Origin of the sequence: Curtobacterium sp. VKM Ac-2884 (assembly GCF_015350945.1) — a bacterium.
In the GTDB taxonomy this organism is placed as follows: Bacteria; Actinomycetota; Actinomycetes; order Actinomycetales; family Microbacteriaceae; genus Curtobacterium.
This window is the reverse complement of sequence record NZ_JADKSA010000004.1, coordinates 434,268-453,196: the sequence shown is the minus strand read 5'-3', so window position 1 is coordinate 453,196 and position 18,929 is coordinate 434,268. Positions and strand designations below refer to the sequence as shown.

Below are 18,929 nucleotides of genomic sequence, written 5' to 3'. Positions count from 1 at the left end.
ATGCACGCGTCGATCACCTCGTGGAATGTCGGACGATGCACGCGCAACGAGCGACACCATGGTCGTCGTCCGACGTCGACGATGTCGTTCCGCATCGGCGCCGAGCACCGCGCGCGCACAGAACGACTCCCTCGACGTCGTGTGACATCGAGGGAGTCGTTCCGAGTCGCCCAGGCCCCGCTCAGCTCGCGTCGAGCGGCAGCCCCTCGGGGTTGACCTCGGAGTGCTCCACGGCCTCGTTCGACAGGTTGTAGGCCTTGAGCCACTTGGCGTAGGTGCCGTCGTCGATGAGTTCGTCGATGGCGTCTGCGATGGGCTCGGCGAGCCCGCTGTCCTTCTTCGTCGTCGCCGCGATGAGCCCCTGCAGATCCCCGCCCGCGCCGGAGAACGTGCCGGCCGTCTTCGTGGGGTTCGCGCCGTCCGCGCTCAACGTGTTCTGGTACGCGACCGTCGGGTTCGGCCCGAAGTAGGCGTCGATCTTGCCGGAGTCGAGCGCCAGCTTCACGGCGTTGCCGTCCGGGTAGTACTTGATCGTGATCGTCTTGCCCTGCTTCGCGAGGTCGGCCTTCCAGCCGAGCAGGATGAGTTCCTGGTTGGTGCCGGAACTGACGGCGACGGTCTTGCCGGCGAGCACGGACGGGTCGCCGTCGAACGTCAACGAGGAGTCCTCCGGCACCTGCAGCGCGAGGTTGTCCTGGCGGTACGAGGCGAAGTCGTACTTCTCCTTGCGCTGCTCGGTCACCGTGATGTTCGAGAACCCGGCGTCGTACTTGCCGCCGTCGATCCCGACGAACAGGTTGTCCCACGTGGCGTTCTGCACCTGGGCCTCGAGGCCGAGCTTCGCGGCGACGAGACGACCGAGGTCGGGCTCGGAGCCGGTCAGCGTCTTCTGGTCGTCGCCGGTGAACGCGAGCGGCGGGAACCCGGCGGGCAGCGCACCGATGCCGACGACGAGCTTGCCGGACTTCTTGATCGACGCGGGGAGTTCGTCGTGCAGCTTCTGGTCTGCGTCGACGGTGACCTTCGTCTCGGTGGCGGCACCGTTCGACGCGGCGCCGATCGTGACCGTGCCGTCGGACGCGCCGGAGCCGGAGCCGGAGCCGGAGCCGGCCGTCGCCGACGTGGCGCACCCGGCGAGGGCGACGACGACTCCGGTGGCGAGGACGAGGGCGCCGGCGCGGTTCCGCCAGCGTGCGGGGGTGGTGGGGGACATGGTTCTCCTGGGATCGGGTGGAAGGGGAAGAAGGGAACGTCGAGGGGACGGCGTCAGCGGACGCGGGACAGGAAGTCCCGCGTGCGAGCGTGCTGCGGATCGTCGAGCACCTGGGCGGGGGAGCCCTGCTCGACGACGCGGCCGTGGTCGAGGAACACGACGTGGTCGGCGACCTCGCGGGCGAAGGCGATCTCGTGGGTGACGATGACGAGCGTGGTGCCCGTGTCCGCCAACCCCCGGATGACCCCCAGCACCTCGCCGACGAGCTCCGGGTCGAGTGCCGAGGTCGGTTCGTCGAGCAGGACGACCGACGGCTCGAGCGCCAGCGCCCGCGCGATGGCCACACGCTGCTGCTGCCCGCCGGAGAGCTGCCGTGGCCGGGTGTCGCCACGGTCGCCGAGTCCGACGCGCTCGAGCAGGGCCGCCGCGCGGTCGCGCGCCACGGCACGGGGGACCCCGGCGGCGATCGGCCCCTCGGCCACGTTCTCGAGCGCGGTCAGGTGCGGGAACAGGTTGAAGTGCTGGAACACGAAGCCGATCCGCGACCGCTGCCGCAGGATCAGGCGCTCGGGCAGTTCCTTGTAGCGGGGGACCCCGTCGCGCCCGGTCCGGAGCCGGACGCCGATCGTCTCGCCGCCGACCGTGACGACGCCGCGGTCGAGCGGTTCGAGGTGGTTGATCGCGCGCAGCAGCGTTGACTTGCCGGACCCGGAGGGGCCGAGCACCACGGTGACGCTCCCGGACGGCAACGACAGGTCGACGCCGTCGACGACGACCGTGTCACCGAACGCCTTGACGGCTCCGTGGATGCTGATCGCTGCGCTCATCAGATGGTCCTGTCGTCGATGGTGGAACCGGGGCCGGACGCGACCCCGCGCGCGGCGGAGGCGGCCTGCCGGGGGCGATCCGGGCCTCCAGGCCGTCCCGGCCCACGTCCGGAACCGCGACGCACGGCGGCCCGCACCCGCTGGAACGGCGTGGGCGGCAACGCCCGGACCGAGCCGCGGGCGGTCCTCCGCTCGACGTAGTACTGCACGACCGACACCGCGCTGGTGAGCGCGAGGTACCAGAGCGTCGCGACGACGAGCAGCGGGATGATGTCGGTCGGGTAGGTGCTGGACAGGTTCTGCACCACCCCGAACAGGTCGAGCAGCGACACGTAGAACAGCAGCGACGACGCCTTGAGCAGCCCGACGACCTGGTTCACGAACGCCGGCACGATCGACCGCAGCGCCTGCGGCAGGATCACCCGCACGAACTGGCGACGTCGGGGGAGTCCGAGGGCCTGCGCGGCCTCGTGCTGGCCGTGGTCGACGGCGAGCACGCCGGCGCGGACGATCTCGGACGCGTAGGCGATCTCACTCAGGCTCAGGCCGATCACACCGATGGCCAGGTCGCCGAGGACGTTGGCCGTGGCGACCTCGACCTGCGGCCCGAACGGGATCCCGATGCCGATCGTCGGGTAGAGCGACCCGAGGTTGTACAGGAAGACGAGCACCAGGATGAGCGGCACGGAGCGGAACAGCCAGACGTAGCCCCACGCCAACCCGGAAAGCACCGGGTTGCGCGAGAGCCGGGCGATCGCGACGACGATGCCGCCGGTGAAGCTGATGACCGCACTGAGCGCCGTCGCGACGAGTGTGAGCTGCAGGCCGGTCAGGATCGCCGGACTGAACAGCCACTTCCCGACGGCTGGCCAGCCCCACGACTCGTTCGTGAACAGCGTCTCGACGAAGTTCAGGAGCACCACCAGCACGACGGCTGCGGCGATCCAGCGCAGCGGGTGCCGCAACGGGAGGACGGGCCGGTCGAGCGCGGCGCGTCCGGCGGCGTCCACGGAGGTGTCGGTCGCGTCGGTCGCGTCGCTCGCGACGGTCGGCCGGGAGGCCCGTGGTGCGCCCGGCGTTCCGGCCGCGTGGTCGACGCCGGTCGCGTCGACCCCGTCGGTGCCGGCGACGGCGCTGGTCGCGTCGCGGGGCAGTCCCGTTCTGGTGTCGGTCATGTCGCGACCGTAGAAGGGTCGCGGTGCCTGGACAACGCACTGTGAAACACACCGCTACGGGGCGGAACCCTGCGTCACAGTCGACGCGCGCATGACGTTCCGTGACGCGACGTACTTTCCGGTTCCCCGCAGTGTCGGTGGCGGTGCCTAGCGTGTGGACGTGGCCGAACCCGTCGACGCGTGGTGGCGCCGCCGACAGTGGTCGCGCGGCGAGGCAGTGCCGTACGCCGTCGGGCAGTTCCGCGCCGACTGGGCGCCGTACCCGGTGCTCATCCGGCAGTACCACCCGGACTGGAATAACGGCGTCGTCCTGACCCAGGTCCCGCCGGCGGCCGAGGTCCTGCTGACGTGGGAGTGCGACGTCGGCCACGTCTTCGTCGCCACGCCGGCCGAACAGCGGTCCCGACCGGGTCGTGAACGCCGGCGCTCGGTGTGGTGCCCGGAGTGCGCGGTGCAGGCGCAGCCCCAGCGCTGGCCGGTCCTGCCGTCCGACTGGCCGTCGCAGGTGCCGGTCCCGCAGCGGGTCGTCCGGGCCAGCGGTCGCCAGACCCTGCCGGCAGCGCCCTCCCGCGGGACCCCGGCGGGTGCCGTCGCCTCGAGCCGCACCCGTGCACGTCGACCGGCGCCGGGCACGCCGCGACGTCCGAGTCAGCCGGTGCCCCGCACGATCTGCCCGAAGACCCCGCGGCTGCCCTCGGGCGAGTCCTTCACGAGCGTCTGCGCCCCGGCGACGGCGTCCGCGGTCGAGGCAGAGCTCCGCGCGGCGCTGTCCGACCGGTTCGCGTTCACCTACGACCACTCCGCGATCCGCCTCGACCGACCGTTCTTCGACCACGTCGAGGTCTGGCCGGACATCATCCTGCCCGAGCTGCGCGTCGCGATCGAGTACGACTCGACCGGCCGTCACGGCCTCGAGCACGTCGGCCCGCGGCAGGACACCGACCGCAGGAAGGACCGCGCCGTCCGTGCCGTCGGCTGGGAGGTCGTGCGCATCCGCACCGGACGCCTGCCGGCGCTCGGGCCGTACGACCTGCAGGTGTCCGGCATCTCCGGCCGCACGGTCGACCGGCTCGCCGACACCCTGCGGGAGATCAGCGGTGACCTCTTCGTGGACGCGTACGCACGGTGACCGATCGGGGGACAAGATCGGCCGACGGGGTACACGCCGCCTGGGTCCGCCACGGAGCGACCGGTAGGCAAGAAGAGTGACCCCTGCGTTCTGCCTCCACGCGCTGGGGGCGAGCTCCGAGGAGTTCGCCCTGCTGCGCCGCGCCCTGATCCGCGACGACCTCGAACTCATCGGCATCGACCTGCCCGGCTTCGGCCGCAGCCCGGCGTCGTCCGGCACCACCGTCGAGGAAATGGCCGTGCTCGTCGAGCGCGCGATCGGCGCCAGCGGTGCGAGCGAGTGGGTGCTGGTCGGTCACTCCATGGGCGGCAAGGTCGCCACGGTCGTCGCGGACCGCACGATGTCCGGAGCGAACGGCCTGTTCGGGTTGCGCGCCGTGGTGCTGCTCGCGGCCTCGCCGCTGGCGCCCGAGCCGATGGACGACGACCGCCGCGCCGCGATGCTGTCCTGGGCGGCGGACGGCCCGATCAGCGCGGCCCACGCCGCCGAGTTCGTCGACGCGAACACCGCGTCCACCCTGGCACCCGAGCGGCACACGACGGCCGTGCAGGACGTCGAGCGCGCCGACCCCGGCGCGTGGACCGCGTGGCTCACGCGCGGCAGCCGCGAGGACTGGTCCGACGCGGCCCCGAACCCCGTGCCGGCACTCGTGCTCGCCGGTGCCGAGGACGGCGACCTCGACGCCGAGGCACAGCGGCGCCTGACGCTGCCGCACTGGCCCGACTCGGAGCTCCACGTCGTCGAGGGTGCTGCCCACCTGCTGCCGTGGGAGCAGCCCGAGGCGGTGGCGGACCGCATCCGCGACTTCTGGACCCGCCGGTTCACCGGGGCGCCCGTCGTGCCCGTCGAGCAGGCACGGGTGATCGCCTCGCCGCGGGTCAGCGCGCGGATGCGTTCCCTGTTGGCGGCCCGCGCGCTGCCCGACGACCCGTCCGCCGAACCGCGAGCACTCACTGCTCGGCAGCTCGACACCCTCCGTGCGATCGCGCGGATCGTCGTGCCGCAGCCCGGCGACGGTCAGGTGGACCTCGCCCTGCGCGTCGACGACCAGCTCGCCGCGGGGCTCGGTGACGGATGGCGCGTCGACGGCATGCCCACCGACCTCGAGGCGTACCGGGCGGCGCTCGACGTGCTCGCCCGGCCGGCACACGACGGCGTGCTCGACAACGCCCTGCAGGACGTGGCCGCCGGCCGGTACGGCGCCGACGGTGTGCCCGACGCCGGACGCGACGACGTGGTGGACGCCGTGCTGGACACCGAGATGGACGCAGCGCAGCTGCGCGCCTGGTACGAGGACGCCAGCGTCGACCTCGTGAAGCACTGGCTCGCGCACCCCGCGACGATGGCGGCCATCGACTTCGACGGCTTCGCGAACGGGGGCGACGGCGTCCGCAAGCAGGGCTTCCAGTTGCTCGCCGCCGATCAGCGCGAGGCCTGGGAGCCAGCGGCCCCCGACCGCCGCGAGCGCACCCGCGACGACACGCACGACGACACCCACGACGGCACCACGACGACGGAAGCAGCACGATGAGACTCGACGGACAGCGCACCTACGGCACGGACGACGTCGTCGACGTGGTGGTCGTCGGCACCGGAGCCGGCGGAGCGCCCCTGCTGGCCTCCCTGGCCCGACGTGGCCTGCGGGTCGTCGCCCTCGAGGCCGGTCGCAACACCGAGCCGGGCGAGCACGTGCCCGACGAGGTCGCCGCCCCCGGGGACATCAACTGGATGGACGAGCGGCTGAGCGGCGGCGGCGCACCGACGGCGTTCGGACCGAACAACAGCGGCACCGGGGTCGGCGGTTCGACGCTGCACTGGGGCGCGTTCACCCCGCGTCCGAGCACGCACGACCTGTCGCTCCGCTCCGCGTCCGGTGTCGGCGAGGACTGGCCGATCAGCCACGCCGAACTCACCGGCTGGATCGAGCAGGTCGAACACGACGTCGGGGTCGCCGGACCCGAGCACTACCCGTGGGACCCGTCCCGCCGCTACCGGATGCGTCCACCGGCGCGCAACGCCTCGTCGGACATGATGATGCGCGGGGCAGCGGCCGCCGGCATCACCGCGACCGACGCCCCCGTCGGGCTGACCACCGAGGACCGCCACCAGGAACACCACGGCCTGCGGCACGCCTGCGTCGCCTGCGGCTCGTGCCACCAGGGCTGCCGCAACGGCGCGAAGGTCTCGATGGACACCACCTACCTGCCCACGGCGGTGGCGTTCGGCGCCGAGATCCGGCCGGACTCGTTCGTGCACGGCATCGAGCTCGACGCCGCCGGCGAGGTCAGCGCCGTGCTGTACACCCACGACGGCCGCGAACACCGGCAGCGCTGCCGTGCCCTCGTGCTCGCCGCCGGCGGCATCGAGACCCCACGCCTGCTGCTGCACACCGGGCTCGCGAACGGCAACGACCAGGTCGGCCGGAACTTCACCGCGCACGGCGCCACCCAGGTCTGGGCGCGGTTCGACGAGTCGATGCGCTCCTACCGCGGCTACCCGTCGTCGATCATCACCGAGGACTTCGTCCGCCCCGCCGACGCGGACTTCGCCGGCGGGTACCTGATCCAGAGCCTCGGCGTGCAGCCGCAGACCTTCGCCAACACACTCATCCGGGGCGGCGGCCTGCGCGGTGCCGAGCTCGTGCAGGCGCTGCAGGACTACCCGCACTCGGCGGGTGTCGGCATCAACGCCGAGTGCCTGCCCTACGACGACAACCGGCTTGTCCTCGCGGACGAGGTCGACGAGCACGGCGTGCCACGTGCCCGGGTCTCGTTCACCCCGGGCGCGAACGAGGACGCGATCCGCCGCCACGCGGTCCGCACCATGACGACCATCGTCGAGGCCGCCGGCGGCAAGGACGTCCGGGTCCTCGAGCGCACCGCACACACCATCGGCACGGCCCGCATGGGCGCGGACCGCGAGACCTCGGTCGTCGACCCGGACGGCCGCTCGTGGGACGTCCCGAACCTGTGGATCGCCGACAACTCGGTGTTCCCGAGCGCCGTCATCGCGAACCCGGCGCTGACGATCATGGCGCTGTCCCTGCGCACCGCCGACCGGATGCTCCGCGCGGCCTGACCTGCGTGGGCGGGCCGTCGGCGCGGACGCGCTCCGGCCCGCTCGGTCAGCCGCGCAGTGCGAGTGCCTCGCTCGTCCACCGGGCGTGCAGGTCCCACGGGTCGTCCACACCGGCGGCGACGGCGTCGACGTGCGCGAGCAGGTCCGGTGTCGCCCGGAACCACTCGGTGCCGGGGTACCGGGTGGCCGCGAACTGGGCGTGCCGCCGACGTTCGAGCGACCGGTCACCCCGCTCGAACGCCAGGAGGTCCTGGTGCGGGATCGCGGCCAGCCGCTGCTTCGGGTTCATCGTCGTGCCGATCTTCACCCGGTCGCCGAAGTCGTCGCGCATCCGCAGGTAATACACGACGTCGACCCGCGGGGGAGCCAGGTCGCCGTCGGGCACGTCGCCCCACCGCCACTCGCAGCGCGCGCAGACGAACGCCGTCGGGAACCGCACCCCGACGCGGGCTCCGCACACCGGGCACGGCCCCGGCAGGGCGTCCTCGACGCCGACGTGCTCGGCCGCGAACTCCGTCACCAGCGAGACGTGCGTCGCGCACAGGGGTACGCCCGCGAGGGCGTCCGCAGCGGGGCCCGCACAACCCGGCACGCAGCACGACGAGGTGACCATGCCCGAACGCTAGCCCGACCCACCGACGCCCCCCGGGCCTCCCGGCCGCCCCGCGCACCCGCGCACCCGCGCACCCGCGCCGAACCGGCGCGTACCTGCCGATAACGGGCGTACCTGGTCGGTTGGAACGACCAGGTACGCCCGTTTCCGCTTCCCACCGCAACCGCTCTGGGAAGAACCGTGCAGGCCGAGACCCGTCAGTCGGTGAAGATCACGCCGACCGGCTCGCGCTTCTCCTCTTGGAACTGGTCCTCACCACGGCCGAGCGCCCAGTAGGCCGACAGCGACATCTCGCGCTTCTCGAGCCCCCAGTCGTCCTGCAGCAGCCGACGGATCGCCTTCATCGCGGTCCGCTCGCCGTGTGCGAACACCTGGACCGGCCGGGAGGCACGGGGCAGCGCCCGGGCCGCCTCCAGCAGGAGCGTGCCCGGTTGGGCGCCGGTGGCGTCGCGGTGCAGCCACCGCAGGTCGACCCCCGCCGGGTGCGCGATCTCCTGTTCGTCGGCAGGGCCGGCCACCTCGACCAGGGCGACGCCCGTGGCGGTGTCGGACATCGACTCCAGCGCGGCGCCGATGGCCGGCAGGGCACTGTCGTCGCCGAGCAGGACATGGGTGACGTCCGGGTCGTCGACGGGCGCGTAGCCACCGCCGGGACCGGACAGCGCGAGCTTGTCGCCGGGCTGCGCCGCTGCGGCCCAGGGCCCGGCGAGTCCGTCGTCGCCGTGCACGACGAAGTCGACGGCGATCGTCTTCGCGGTGTGGTCGACGGCCCGCACCGTGTACGTGCGGCGGGCCGGTCGGTCCTGCTTCGGCAGCGTCTCGCGCAGTTCCTCGAGGTCGTACGGGGGTTCGAGGCCGAGCGACGGCTTGGCGAGCAGGAGCTTGACGTACTTGTCGGTGGCGGCCAGCTTGTCCGGGTCGGCGGTGCCCACGAAGGCGTCGAAGGCCGGTCCGCCGAGGTGGACGCGCACCATGTGGGGCGACAGTCGCTCGGTGCGGTCAACGACGAAGACGTGCTGGGGGCGTTTGGGCTTGGAGCTCATCGGTACGAGCGTCCTCTCTCCTGCTTGACGTTTGTCGAACTAAGGTTAGCCTTACCTCATGGACACGACCGTCATCCCGTTCTCCGAGCTGCTGCGCAAGCGCACGCGTCGCTCGCACGGTTCCTCGGCCGGGAACGGCTTCATGCACGACCTGCTCGGCGGGAAGTGCGACGTCGCCGACTACGCGGCGTTGCTCGGACAGTACTCGTTCGTCTACGACGCCCTCGAACGTGCGGCCGAACGGATGGCGGACCACCCGGTGGCGGCGCCGTTCGTCACCTCGCAGCTCACCCGGATGCCGGCGATCCGTGCCGACCTCGAGTACCTGATCGGCCCGGACTGGTCCGAGCTGGTCTGCCCGCTCCCCGCCACGACGGCGTACGTGCGGCGGCTCAACGAGGTCGCGGCCGAGTGGCCGGGCGCCTTCGTCGCGCACCACTACACGCGGTACCTCGGCGACCTGTCCGGCGGGCAGATGATCGGTCGGATGCTCTCGGACCAGTTCGGCTTCGACACGAACGGCGTCCTGTTCTACATCTTCGACCAGGTCGCGGACCCGAGTGCCTTCAAGGACACCTACCGCGCGCAGCTCGACGCGGCGCCGTGGACGGCCGAGGAACAGGAGCGGGTCATCGCCGAGGTCGAACTGGCGTACTCGCTCAACAACGGCCTGCTCGAGGGGCTCGATGCCCGGCGTCGTCCGGTCACCGACGGGGTCGGCGACGTGGCGGTGACCGCGTGACCGAGCCGTTCGACGACGAGGCGCGCCGCGCGGTCCTCCGGCACATGAACGCCGACCACGCGGCCGACAACCTGGCGATCGTCCGTGCGAACGGGGCCGCGACCGCCGTGGCCGCGACGATGACCGAGATCGACGCGATCGCCGGTGTCTGGATCGCCCGGCTCGACGACGGCGACGAGGAACAGGTCATCGTGCCCTGGACGTCGCCGCTGACCGACCGCCGTTCGGCGCGGGTGCAGATCGTCGAGGTCCACTCCGCCGCGCAGGCCCAGCTCGCCGAACCGAGCTGAACCGAGCCGATCCGCGCCGACCACAGACCCGCCGGGATCGCGGACCGCGTCGCAACTGCAGGGGTGCTCCCGCCACGCGTCGCGATCCCGGCGTCCCTCCTGCATGCCCACGCTGCGCGCGGACGCGTTCCGGGCGCCCTGCCCGCTGGTCCGTCCGGACGGTCGACGTCACGGGTGGCCGCGGGCCGATACGCTGCTCGGAGCCGGGACGGTGTTCCCGGACGACCCCGAAAGGACCCCATGACGGCGATCGACGGATCGGCGCGCCATGAGCGCGCTCGGGACGACGTCAGCGGCGCGGTCGACAGTGACCTGCGCGCCGACGTGCGCTACCTCGGCAACCTGCTCGGCCGGGTGCTGCGCGAGAACGGTGGCGACGAGCTGCTGCGTGACGTGGAGTCGCTGCGTGCGGCCGTGATCGACGCCTACGAGGGCGACCACGCCGAGGGTGCTGTCCGCGCGCAGACCCTCGTGTCCGCGATGTCGGCCGAGCGCGCCGAAGCGGTGGCGCAGGCCTTCACGACGTACTTCCACCTGACGAACCTGGCCGAGGAGCACCACCGCGTGCGGGTGCTCCGGCAGCGCGGCGACGACGGCGGCCTGGCCGGCGACTCGTTCCCCGCGACCTACGCCGAGCTCGTGGCCGAGGTCGGCGAGGCCGAGGCGGCGGAGCGACTCCGGACGCTGCGGTTCCACCCGGTGCTGACCGCGCACCCGACCGAGGCCCGCCGTCGTGCGGTGACCACGGGCGTGCGGCGCATCACGGACCTCATCGACGAGCGCGACCGCTCGAAGAACGCCACGGCGCGTGCCGAGAACGAGCGACGGCTGCTCGAGGAGATCACGACGCTCCTGCGCACCTCGCCGCTCCGCACGACCCGCCCGACCCCGCTCGACGAGGTCCGCACCGCCATGAGCGTCTTCGACCAGACGCTGTTCGAGATCGTCCCGCAGGTCTACCGCCTGCTCGACGACCGGCTGCAGGGCGACGACGCCGGACGTGCACCGGTGACGGCGCCCGCGTTCGTGCGGTTCGGCACCTGGATCGGTGGTGACCGCGACGGCAACCCGCACGTGACCGCCGACATCACGCGCCAGGCTGCGGAGATCGCGGCCGAGCACATCCTGATCGGGCTCACCCGCGCCACCACCCGAATCGGCAGTGCCCTGACCCTCGACGCGAGCGACACCCCGGCCGACGCCGGGCTCACCGCGCTCGTGGCGGCGCAAGAGTCGCTCGACCCGGGCATCGCCGAGCGCATCGGTGTCCGCGCCCCGAACGAGACGCACCGCCGCGCGCTCCTGTTCACCGCCGCGCGCATCGACGCCACCCGCCAGGGCACGACGCCGCTCGCGTACGACGGACCGGACGCCCTGCTCGCCGACCTCCGCACGATCCAGGCGTCGCTCGTCGCCGCCGGCGCGATCCGGCCGGCGAACGGCGAGCTGCAGAACCTCATCTGGCAGGTCGAGACCTTCGGGTTCCACCTGGCCGAGCTCGAGGTCCGGCAGCACTCGCAGGTGCACCGCACCGCCCTGGCGGAGATCCGGGCCGGCGGCGCGCTGAGCGAGACCACCGAAGAGGTCCTCGCGGTGTTCCGGACCATCGCCGACCTGCAGGACCGTTACGGGGTCCGTGCCGCCAGCCGGTACATCGTGTCGTTCACGCAGTCGGCGGCGGACCTGGCGAACGTGCACGAGCTCGCCGTCGCCGCACTCGGCTCGCCCGAGGCCGCGCCGGTGCTCGACGTCATCCCGCTCTTCGAGACCTTCGCCGACCTGCACGCCAGCGTCGACATCCTCGACGAGGCCGTCCGCACCGAGACGTTCCAGCGTCGTCTCGCCGCGACCGGCCGCCGGCTCGAGGTCATGCTCGGCTACTCGGACTCGTCGAAGGACGTCGGTCCGGTCTCCGCGAACCTGGCGCTCTACGACGCCCAGGCCCGCATCGCCGACTGGGCGCGGGACAACGAGGTCGAGCTCACCCTGTTCCACGGCCGCGGCGGTTCGCTCGGCCGCGGCGGCGGGCCGGCCAACGAGGCAGTCCTCGCGCAGCCGCCGGGATCGATCGACGGTCGCCTGAAGCTCACCGAGCAGGGCGAGGTCATCTTCGCGCAGTACGGCGACCAGGACATCGCGGCCCGTCACCTCGAGCAGATGGCCTCGGCCACCTTGTTCGCGTCGTCGCCGTCCAACGAGGCGCGCACGGCCGCTGCTGCCACCCGGTTCGCCGACCTCGCGCAGCAGCTGGACGACGTGTCGCGCGTCGCGTTCTACGAGCTTGTCAAGGCGGACGGGTTCGCTCCGTGGTTCGCACGGGTCACCCCGATGGAGGAGATCGGGCTGCTCCCGCTCGGCTCCCGCCCGGCCCGCCGCGGGCTGTCCGTCGAGTCACTCGAGGACCTCCGGGCGATCCCGTGGGTGTTCTCGTGGACGCAGGCGCGGATCAACCTGGCCGGCTGGTACGGGCTCGGCTCCGCGCTCGAGGCGGTCGGTGACGTCGACGTCCTGCGGGCCGCGTACGCCGAGTGGCCGCTGTTCGGCGCGATGATCAAGAACGTCGAGATGTCGCTCGCGAAGACCGATGAGCACATCGCCCGCCGGTACCTCGAGCTCGCCGACCGCGACGACCTCGCCGCCAAGGTGCTCGACGAGATGACGCGGACCCGTGACTGGGTGCTCCGGATCTCGGGCGGCAGCGACGTGCTCGAGGACCGTCCGGTCCTGGCCCGGGCCGTGCGCCTGCGCAGCCCCTACGTCGACGCGCTGTCGCACCTGCAGCTCCGCGCGCTCCGGTCCATCCGGACGACGGGCAGCACCGACCCGACCGACGCCGACCACCGTCTGCTCCTGCTCACCGTGAACGGGATCGCCGCCGGCCTGCAGAACACCGGCTGACGCCGGCCGAGGCGGACAGGAGGCCCGTGGCGGTGCCGCCACGGGCCTCCTGTCCGCCAGCGCGCACGCCGTACCCCCGTCGAATCGATTCGGGTGCGCGTAGCGTGTCGATCGTGACGACGGAGCGCACCCGGAAGCCCACCACGACCACCCTGCCGCCGATCGTGCCGCTGGCCCTGATCGTCGGGGTGTCGCCGTTCGCCACGGACATGTACATCCCGGCGCTCCCGCAGATCGCCCACGACCTCGGCACGACCCCCGGTGCCGTGCAGTTGTCGCTCACGGCGTTCCTCGTCGCCTTCGCGGTCGGGCAGTTGCTCGTCGGCCCCGTCAGCGACGGGGTCGGCCGGCGGCCGATGCTCGTCGTCGGCACGGCGGTGTTCGCGCTCGCCTCGGTCGGGTGCGCCCTCGCACCGGACGTCGTCACGCTCGTCCTCGCCCGCATCGCCCAGGGGCTCGGCGGAGCGGCCGGAGCGGTCGCCGGCCGGGCGATGGTGTCGGACGTGGCGAGCGGGACGCGGATGGCGAAGGTCTTCGGCACGCTCGCCGCGATCAACGCGATCGGCCCCGTCGTGGCACCCCTGGCCGGGGGCGCCGTGCTGACGTTCGGCACGTGGCGGATCATGTTCGTCGTGCTCGCGGTGCTCGGCGCGCTGTTCTTCGCGATGGTCGTACTGCGGTTCCGCGAGACCCTGCCGCCGGAGCGACGCGGGGGCGTGGGCTTCGCCGCGAACGGTCGACGCATCCGCGAACTGCTGGCGATCCCGCGGTTCCGGGCCTACGTGCTGAGCGGGGTGCTGTCCACCGTGGGGTTCTTCGCGTACATCGCGACCAGCTCGTTCGTGTTCCAGACCCAGTTCGGCTTCTCCGAGGGCATGTACACGCTGGTCTTCGCCACGAACGCGTCGATGATGATCGTCACCACCCTGGTGTTCGGCCGGGTCGTCGGCCGGTTCTCCGAGGACTCCCTGCTCACCGTCGGACTGCTCGTCGGCACCGCGGGCGCGGCGGCGGTCCTCGTCTCGGCGCTGCTCGACCTCGGACCGGTGCCGGTCTGGTGCGCGCTCGCGGTCGTCACGGGTGCGTGGGGCTTCGTGCTGCCCGCGGCGATGACCCGGACGCAGCACGTCGGGGCGGCGCACCCGGGGACGGCCGCGGCCCTGCAGGGCGGCCTGACGTTCGGGATCGGCGGCCTCGGGACACCGCTCGCCGGCGCGCTCGGCGGGACCGCACTGGCGATGGGCGGGGTCATGGCGGCACTCATGGCCGCGGCCGTCGTGGTGCAGGTCACCGCGACGCGTCGGGACCGCAGCGGGACCTGACACGGCGGAGCCGGTAGGTTGCTGGTTGCAAGGCGCACCGATCAGAGGAGACCACCCGGCATGGACATCGTCGTACACGAAGCGCAGCCCGACACCGCGGTACTCGAGTGCAGCGGGCGCCTCAACATGGTGTCCGCCCCCGCGTTCCGCGAGGCGGTCACGAAGGTCGTCGACAACGGACGTGCCCGCGTCGTGGTCGAGCTCTCCGGTGTCGAGTTCATGGACTCGTCCGGGCTCGGCGCGCTGGTCGGCAGCCTGAAGACCGCGCGGCAGGCGGGCGGCGACCTCCGCATCGCGGCGCCGTCCGAGCAGGTGCAGATGGTCCTGCAGCTCTCCAACATCGACAAGATCCTCCGCACGTACCCCGACGGGGACGCTGCGGTCACCGACTGGTGATGACCGCCTCGGCCGCCGAGCACACGCTCGCGTTGTCATGCCCGCCGGACGACGTGTCCGCCGTGCACGAGTTCCTGGCGGGTGTGTGGCAGCACGAACCCTCGGTCTCCGTCGAGGACCGGATGGCCCTCGAGCTCGCGATCGTCGAACTGACCTCGAACGTGATCGAGCACGGGACGCGCCCGGAGGGCGTCTCCTGTCGCCTGCGCCTCGAGATCGGAGCGGACCGCTTCGCGGCACTGCTCTCCGACGACGGCGTCGCCGCCACCGTGGACACCGAGTCGGCCGAGCTGCCCGACGGACTCGCCGAGAGCGGCCGCGGCCTCGCCCTGGTCCGGATGGTCGTGGACGACCTGCGGTACGAGCGGATCGCCGACGAGAACCGGTGGACGGTCCTGCGCGCCCGTCACTGACCTCCACCACCCGGCCCGTCGCTTCGTCCGTCTCGCGCACTCGGTGGGCCACAATCCGCAAGGTGCCGCCGGGGATTCCCGGGGTTCCTGGCCGCCGTGTCACGATTCGCGCGATGACAGCCGAACCGGATCCCAGGATCAGCTTCGAGACGTCGGGGGCCGATCTCGACGCTGCCGTGCACATGTACGAGGACGCCTACGCCAGTGTGGGCTTCACCGCGACCCGCACGGAGCGACCGTTCGCGTACCGTTTCCGCGTCGTCGGCGACGACGTGATGTCGTTCCGATCGACCCGGTTCGACGCGCGGATGCAGGGTGAGCTGGACGTCCGCGACGAGTACGTCGTCATGTGGACCACGGACGGCGGCGGGCGCGTCGACATCGGACGGCAAGAGGTCGCGTTCACGCCCGCCAGCCCGATGATGTTCCCGACCGGCCGGCCCTTCGCCTTCGACCTGCAGGACGTCCGGCAGAGCCTGGTGCAGTTCGACCGCACCGCCCTGGAGCGCGTCGCGGCCGAGGTCCACGGTGCGCAGCCGGGTCCGCTCGTCTTCGACCACACGGCGACGCCACGCACGGCCGAACTCCGGGGCTGGAACGCGCAGGTCCAGCGTGCCGCGGCGGTCGTGCTCGGTCGGGCGTCGGTCAGTTCGCTCGCCCTTGCAGAGGTAGCCCGGGACACCGCCCAGTCCCTGCTCCGGACCTTCCCGCACAAGCTGCTGGCCCCGGACGTCCCCCTGCCGCAGGGCGCCACGGGTCGCGTCCGGGAGGCCGTCGAGTACATGCACGCCTTCGCGCACACGCCGATCTCGACCACCGACGTCGCCGAGCACGTCGGACTGAGCGTCCGCGGTCTGCAGCAGGCGTTCCAGCGGCAGGTCGGCACCGCCCCGAACGCGATGCTCCGCGGGATCCGTCTCGACCGGGTGCGCGAGGAGCTCCGCCGTGCGTCGACGGGCGACCTGACCGTGGCGAGCGTGGCGATGCGGTGGGGCTTCGCACACCTCGGCCGGTTCTCGGCGGCGTACGCAGCGCGCTTCTCCGAGTACCCGCGCGACACCCTGCAGCGCTAGTCCCGTCCGGGGTTCGATACGCTGCCCGGGTGAGCAGACCTCGACCGTGGGTGATCGTGCCCGGGATCTGGAACTCCGACGCGGAGCACTGGCAGTCCGTCTGGCAGCGGGAGCGCGGTGACGACGCCGTCCGCATCGCACCGGCGTCCTGGGGTGAGCCGGACCCGGGGGACTGGCGAGACGCCATCTCCCGCGCGGTCGCGTCGTGCGCCGAACCGCCGGTGCTCGTGGCGCACAGCCTGGGCGTGCTCGCCGTCGCCGACTGGCTCGCCGCAGACGCGGCAGCCGCCGCAGCCGTCGCAAGCGCCGAGGGTCCCACCGTCGCCGGCGCCTTCCTCGTCGCGCCGCCGGACCCCGCGGCGCCGGGCTTCCCCGCCACCGCCTCCGGGTTCCCCGCGCCCCGCCCGATCCCGGCCGGCACCGCTGCGGCCCGCGTTCCGACCCGCATGGTGGTGAGCGACGACGACCCGTACTGCACCGCCGACCGTGCTCTGGCGTTCGCGGAGACGATGGGTGCCGCGGCGCTCCGGGTCGGCCCGCTCGGCCACGTCAACGTCGCCAGCGGCGTCGGCGCGTGGCCCGCAGGTCGGGAGCTCCTCGGCGCGTTCGAGCAGACGCTCTGACCCGACCCCCGGGGCGACGGGCGACACGCCGTTCACGTTCGGGGCGATATGGCAGGGATTGCTGCGACACACCGCGGATGTCCTGAGTTTCGGCGCGCGCGATATTTATCCTTCGGACATGGAGACCCAGTCCGGTGCACGCACCCCCCTCGTCGACCCGTTCGGTCGCGAGGTCGAGGAGTGGCTCCGCGACGCCCCGGCGACGCGCACGCCGTACGTGGCGGACCTCGTGGTCCCGCCCGTCACCGGCCCGGTGCAGCGCCCCGGCGCCGTGGCTGACGCCACCGCCGCCCAGACGCCGGACCCCAGCACCGCGCCGGACCCCAGCACCGCGCCGGACCCCAGCACCGCGCCTGACGTCAGCACCGTGCCCGCAGCCCCCGCGTTCCGCCGCGACCGCGCCCGGCACGCCGCCGTCTGCGCGCCGTCGTTCCCCGAACCGCCGGAGCGCCTCGCCCTGCGCATCGAGGACCTCGCGATCCAGGTCTCGTCGTCCACCGGTCGCAGCACCATCGAGCGGATCGTGCTGCTCGAGGACGAGGTCCGTCGCCGCGACGAGGACCTCGCCCGCCTCGCCGCCTGGGAGGCCACCGTCGACGGCGCGGACGACCCCGAGGTCACCGCAGCCCGCGCCTTCGCCCGGACCGTCTTCGCGGACCTGCTCGAGGACGCCGCCGCCGAGTCCGACCGTCGCGACCGTGCAGCCGCCCGCCGAGCCGCGACCGCTCCGGTCGCCGTCGTGACCGGCGTCGCCCCCGCTCCCGCGGTCGCCGTGCTCCGCCCCGCACCGACGGCAGCAGCCGCACCTGGAGCCGACGTCGTCACCGCGACCCCGGCCGGGGCGCTGGTCGCCCCGGAACGCGACGAGCCCGTGCGACCGGTGCTGGGCCTCCCGGCCGTGTCGCCGGTGTCCGCGAACACGCGACCCACCCCGCTCGTCCAGCCCGCCACCGGGCCGACGGTCATCGACCGTGCGGCGTTCGCGGCCGCCCTCACCGCCCATCAGGGCACGACCGCGAGCACGCCCGTCGTGCTGCCGGACGCGATCGCCGTGCCCGTCGTCGAGACGGCCGCCCCGGCGAGCGTCGACACCGAAACCGGCACCGACGAGCCGGCCCGGCCCGGCTGGTGGTCGCGACTCGTCGCCGGCCTGCTCCGTGCGCTCGGTCGCCGCTGACCGGGAGGCCCGGATCACCCCGCGCGGACCGGCTGCCGGTGCCGACGCGGTCGGCTCGGTAGACTGACCGGATGCCGACGCTCCGCGAACTCCAGGCCGTGATCGAAGACCTGTGGCCCGCCGCAGGAGCCGAGTCGTGGGACGCCGTCGGACTGGTCGCCGGGGATCCGGACGCCACCGTCGAGCACGTCCACCTGGCCGTCGACGCCGTCCCCGCGACCGCGCGTGAAGCGGTCGAGCTCGGTGCCGGGCTCCTGCTCACGCACCACCCGTTGCTGCTGCGCGGCGTCACGACGATCGCCGAGTCGACGTACAAGGGCAGCGTCCTCGCGACCCTCGTGCGCGGTGGCAGCGCCCTGATCGCGGCCCACACCAACGCCGACGTGGTCACCACCGGGACCTCGGCCGTGCTCGCCGACCGGATCGGCCTGACCGACCAGCGACCGCTCGACGCCGGCTCCGACCCCGCGACGGGCATCGGCCGCGTCGGGGTCCTCGCCGAGGGCACGACCCTCGGCGCCCTGGCACGGAAGCTCGTCGACCTGCTGCCGCCCACCGCGACCGGGGTCCGGGTGTCCGGCGACTTCGACCAGCCCGTCCGCACCGTGGCACTGTGCGCCGGTGCGGGGGACTCGCTGCTCGGCCACCCCGCCGTCCTCGCTGCCGACGTGTACATCACGAGCGACCTCCGCCACCACCCGGCGTCCGAGTTCCGCGAACAGGCGCTGCTCGGCGGCGGTCCCGCCCTCATCGACACCTCGCACTGGGCCACCGAGTGGCTCTGGCTCGACGTCGCGGCCGCGCAACTGCGCCAGGCAGCGGGCGTCCGCGTCACCGTGAGCGACCTCCGCACCGACCCGTGGGACTTCGCGGTCCTGCCGGCGGCCGAACCCACCACCCCCACTGAAGGAGTCTGA

General features: G+C 72.9%; 18 protein-coding genes. 13 read left to right on the top strand and 5 right to left on the bottom strand.

Annotation, left to right across the window (positions count from 1 at the left end; all coding sequences use genetic code 11):
- Positions 1–181 precede the first annotated feature (181 nt).
- Genes ITJ60_RS13680 through ITJ60_RS13670 form a run of 3 tightly spaced genes read right to left on the bottom strand, consistent with a single transcriptional unit; the run spans position 182 to position 3,215 of the window.
- Positions 182–1,213 carry a transporter substrate-binding domain-containing protein gene (locus ITJ60_RS13680; protein WP_194648283.1) on the bottom strand — a complete coding sequence of 344 codons (1,032 nt, stop codon included), beginning with the start codon at positions 1,211–1,213 and terminating at the stop codon, positions 182–184.
- Between the two features lie 53 nt (positions 1,214–1,266).
- The gene (locus tag ITJ60_RS13675; protein WP_131846160.1) at positions 1,267–2,040 is read right to left on the bottom strand and encodes an amino acid ABC transporter ATP-binding protein; all 774 of its coding nucleotides are present in this window, start codon (positions 2,038–2,040) and stop codon (positions 1,267–1,269) included.
- Positions 2,040–3,215, bottom strand: a complete 1,176-nt coding sequence (locus tag ITJ60_RS13670; RefSeq protein WP_228510228.1) for an amino acid ABC transporter permease — start codon at positions 3,213–3,215, stop codon at positions 2,040–2,042. The genes ITJ60_RS13675 and ITJ60_RS13670 overlap by 1 nt, the downstream gene beginning before the upstream one ends.
- A 160-nt stretch (positions 3,216–3,375) precedes the next feature.
- Here ITJ60_RS13670 and ITJ60_RS13665 point away from each other — a divergent pair, with 160 nt between their 5' ends.
- From ITJ60_RS13665 to ITJ60_RS13655, 3 genes are all read left to right on the top strand, one after another.
- Entirely contained in the window at positions 3,376–4,344 is a 969-nt protein-coding gene (locus ITJ60_RS13665) for a zinc-ribbon domain-containing protein (RefSeq protein WP_194648282.1), read from the top strand.
- A gap of 76 nt (positions 4,345–4,420) precedes the next feature.
- Positions 4,421–5,875 carry an alpha/beta fold hydrolase gene (locus ITJ60_RS13660; RefSeq protein WP_194648281.1) on the top strand — a complete coding sequence of 485 codons (1,455 nt, stop codon included), beginning with the start codon at positions 4,421–4,423 and terminating at the stop codon, positions 5,873–5,875.
- Positions 5,872–7,422 (top strand): GMC family oxidoreductase, encoded by a 1,551-nt coding sequence (locus ITJ60_RS13655; RefSeq protein WP_194648280.1) that lies wholly within the window; start codon positions 5,872–5,874, stop codon positions 7,420–7,422. The genes ITJ60_RS13660 and ITJ60_RS13655 overlap by 4 nt, the downstream gene beginning before the upstream one ends.
- Positions 7,423–7,468: 46 nt before the next feature.
- On the opposite strand, the gene ITJ60_RS13650 is transcribed toward ITJ60_RS13655, so the two are convergent.
- Positions 7,469–8,035 carry a GIY-YIG nuclease family protein gene (locus ITJ60_RS13650; protein WP_194648279.1) on the bottom strand — a complete coding sequence of 189 codons (567 nt, stop codon included), beginning with the start codon at positions 8,033–8,035 and terminating at the stop codon, positions 7,469–7,471.
- A 197-nt stretch (positions 8,036–8,232) separates the two neighbouring features.
- Entirely contained in the window at positions 8,233–9,078 is an 846-nt protein-coding gene (locus ITJ60_RS13645; protein ID WP_194648278.1) for a siderophore-interacting protein, read from the bottom strand.
- 58 nt (positions 9,079–9,136) lie between these two features.
- Between ITJ60_RS13645 and ITJ60_RS13640 the strand changes: the two genes are divergently transcribed.
- The 10 genes from ITJ60_RS13640 (at position 9,137) to ITJ60_RS13595 (ending at position 18,929) form a co-directional block, all read left to right on the top strand.
- The gene (locus ITJ60_RS13640; protein WP_194648277.1) at positions 9,137–9,820 is read left to right on the top strand and encodes a heme oxygenase (biliverdin-producing); all 684 of its coding nucleotides are present in this window, start codon (positions 9,137–9,139) and stop codon (positions 9,818–9,820) included.
- Entirely contained in the window at positions 9,817–10,110 is a 294-nt protein-coding gene (locus ITJ60_RS13635; RefSeq protein ID WP_214547084.1) for a DUF2470 domain-containing protein, read from the top strand. Before ITJ60_RS13640 ends, ITJ60_RS13635 begins: the two co-directional genes overlap by 4 nt.
- 240 nt (positions 10,111–10,350) lie before the next feature.
- Positions 10,351–13,008 carry a phosphoenolpyruvate carboxylase gene (locus ITJ60_RS13630; RefSeq protein WP_194648276.1) on the top strand — a complete coding sequence of 886 codons (2,658 nt, stop codon included), beginning with the start codon at positions 10,351–10,353 and terminating at the stop codon, positions 13,006–13,008.
- 113 nt (positions 13,009–13,121) lie between these two features.
- Entirely contained in the window at positions 13,122–14,330 is a 1,209-nt protein-coding gene (locus ITJ60_RS13625; protein ID WP_235036022.1) for a multidrug effflux MFS transporter, read from the top strand.
- Positions 14,331–14,390: 60 nt separating this feature from the next.
- Positions 14,391–14,726 carry an STAS domain-containing protein gene (locus ITJ60_RS13620; RefSeq protein WP_194648274.1) on the top strand — a complete coding sequence of 112 codons (336 nt, stop codon included), beginning with the start codon at positions 14,391–14,393 and terminating at the stop codon, positions 14,724–14,726.
- Positions 14,726–15,139 carry an ATP-binding protein gene (locus ITJ60_RS13615; RefSeq protein WP_111085614.1) on the top strand — a complete coding sequence of 138 codons (414 nt, stop codon included), beginning with the start codon at positions 14,726–14,728 and terminating at the stop codon, positions 15,137–15,139. The genes ITJ60_RS13620 and ITJ60_RS13615 overlap by 1 nt, the downstream gene beginning before the upstream one ends.
- Before the next feature lie 113 nt (positions 15,140–15,252).
- On the top strand, positions 15,253–16,212 hold the full coding sequence (locus ITJ60_RS13610; RefSeq protein ID WP_123340501.1) for a helix-turn-helix transcriptional regulator: 960 nt from the start codon (positions 15,253–15,255) through the stop codon (positions 16,210–16,212).
- 29 nt (positions 16,213–16,241) lie between these two features.
- Entirely contained in the window at positions 16,242–16,835 is a 594-nt protein-coding gene (locus ITJ60_RS13605) for an RBBP9/YdeN family alpha/beta hydrolase (protein ID WP_194648273.1), read from the top strand.
- 118 nt (positions 16,836–16,953) lie between these two features.
- Complete coding sequence (locus ITJ60_RS13600; protein ID WP_194648272.1) at positions 16,954–18,012, top strand: hypothetical protein; 1,059 nt, start codon at positions 16,954–16,956, stop codon at positions 18,010–18,012.
- A 71-nt stretch (positions 18,013–18,083) separates the two neighbouring features.
- Positions 18,084–18,929, top strand: coding sequence for a Nif3-like dinuclear metal center hexameric protein (locus tag ITJ60_RS13595; protein WP_194648271.1), 846 nt, complete (start codon positions 18,084–18,086; stop codon positions 18,927–18,929).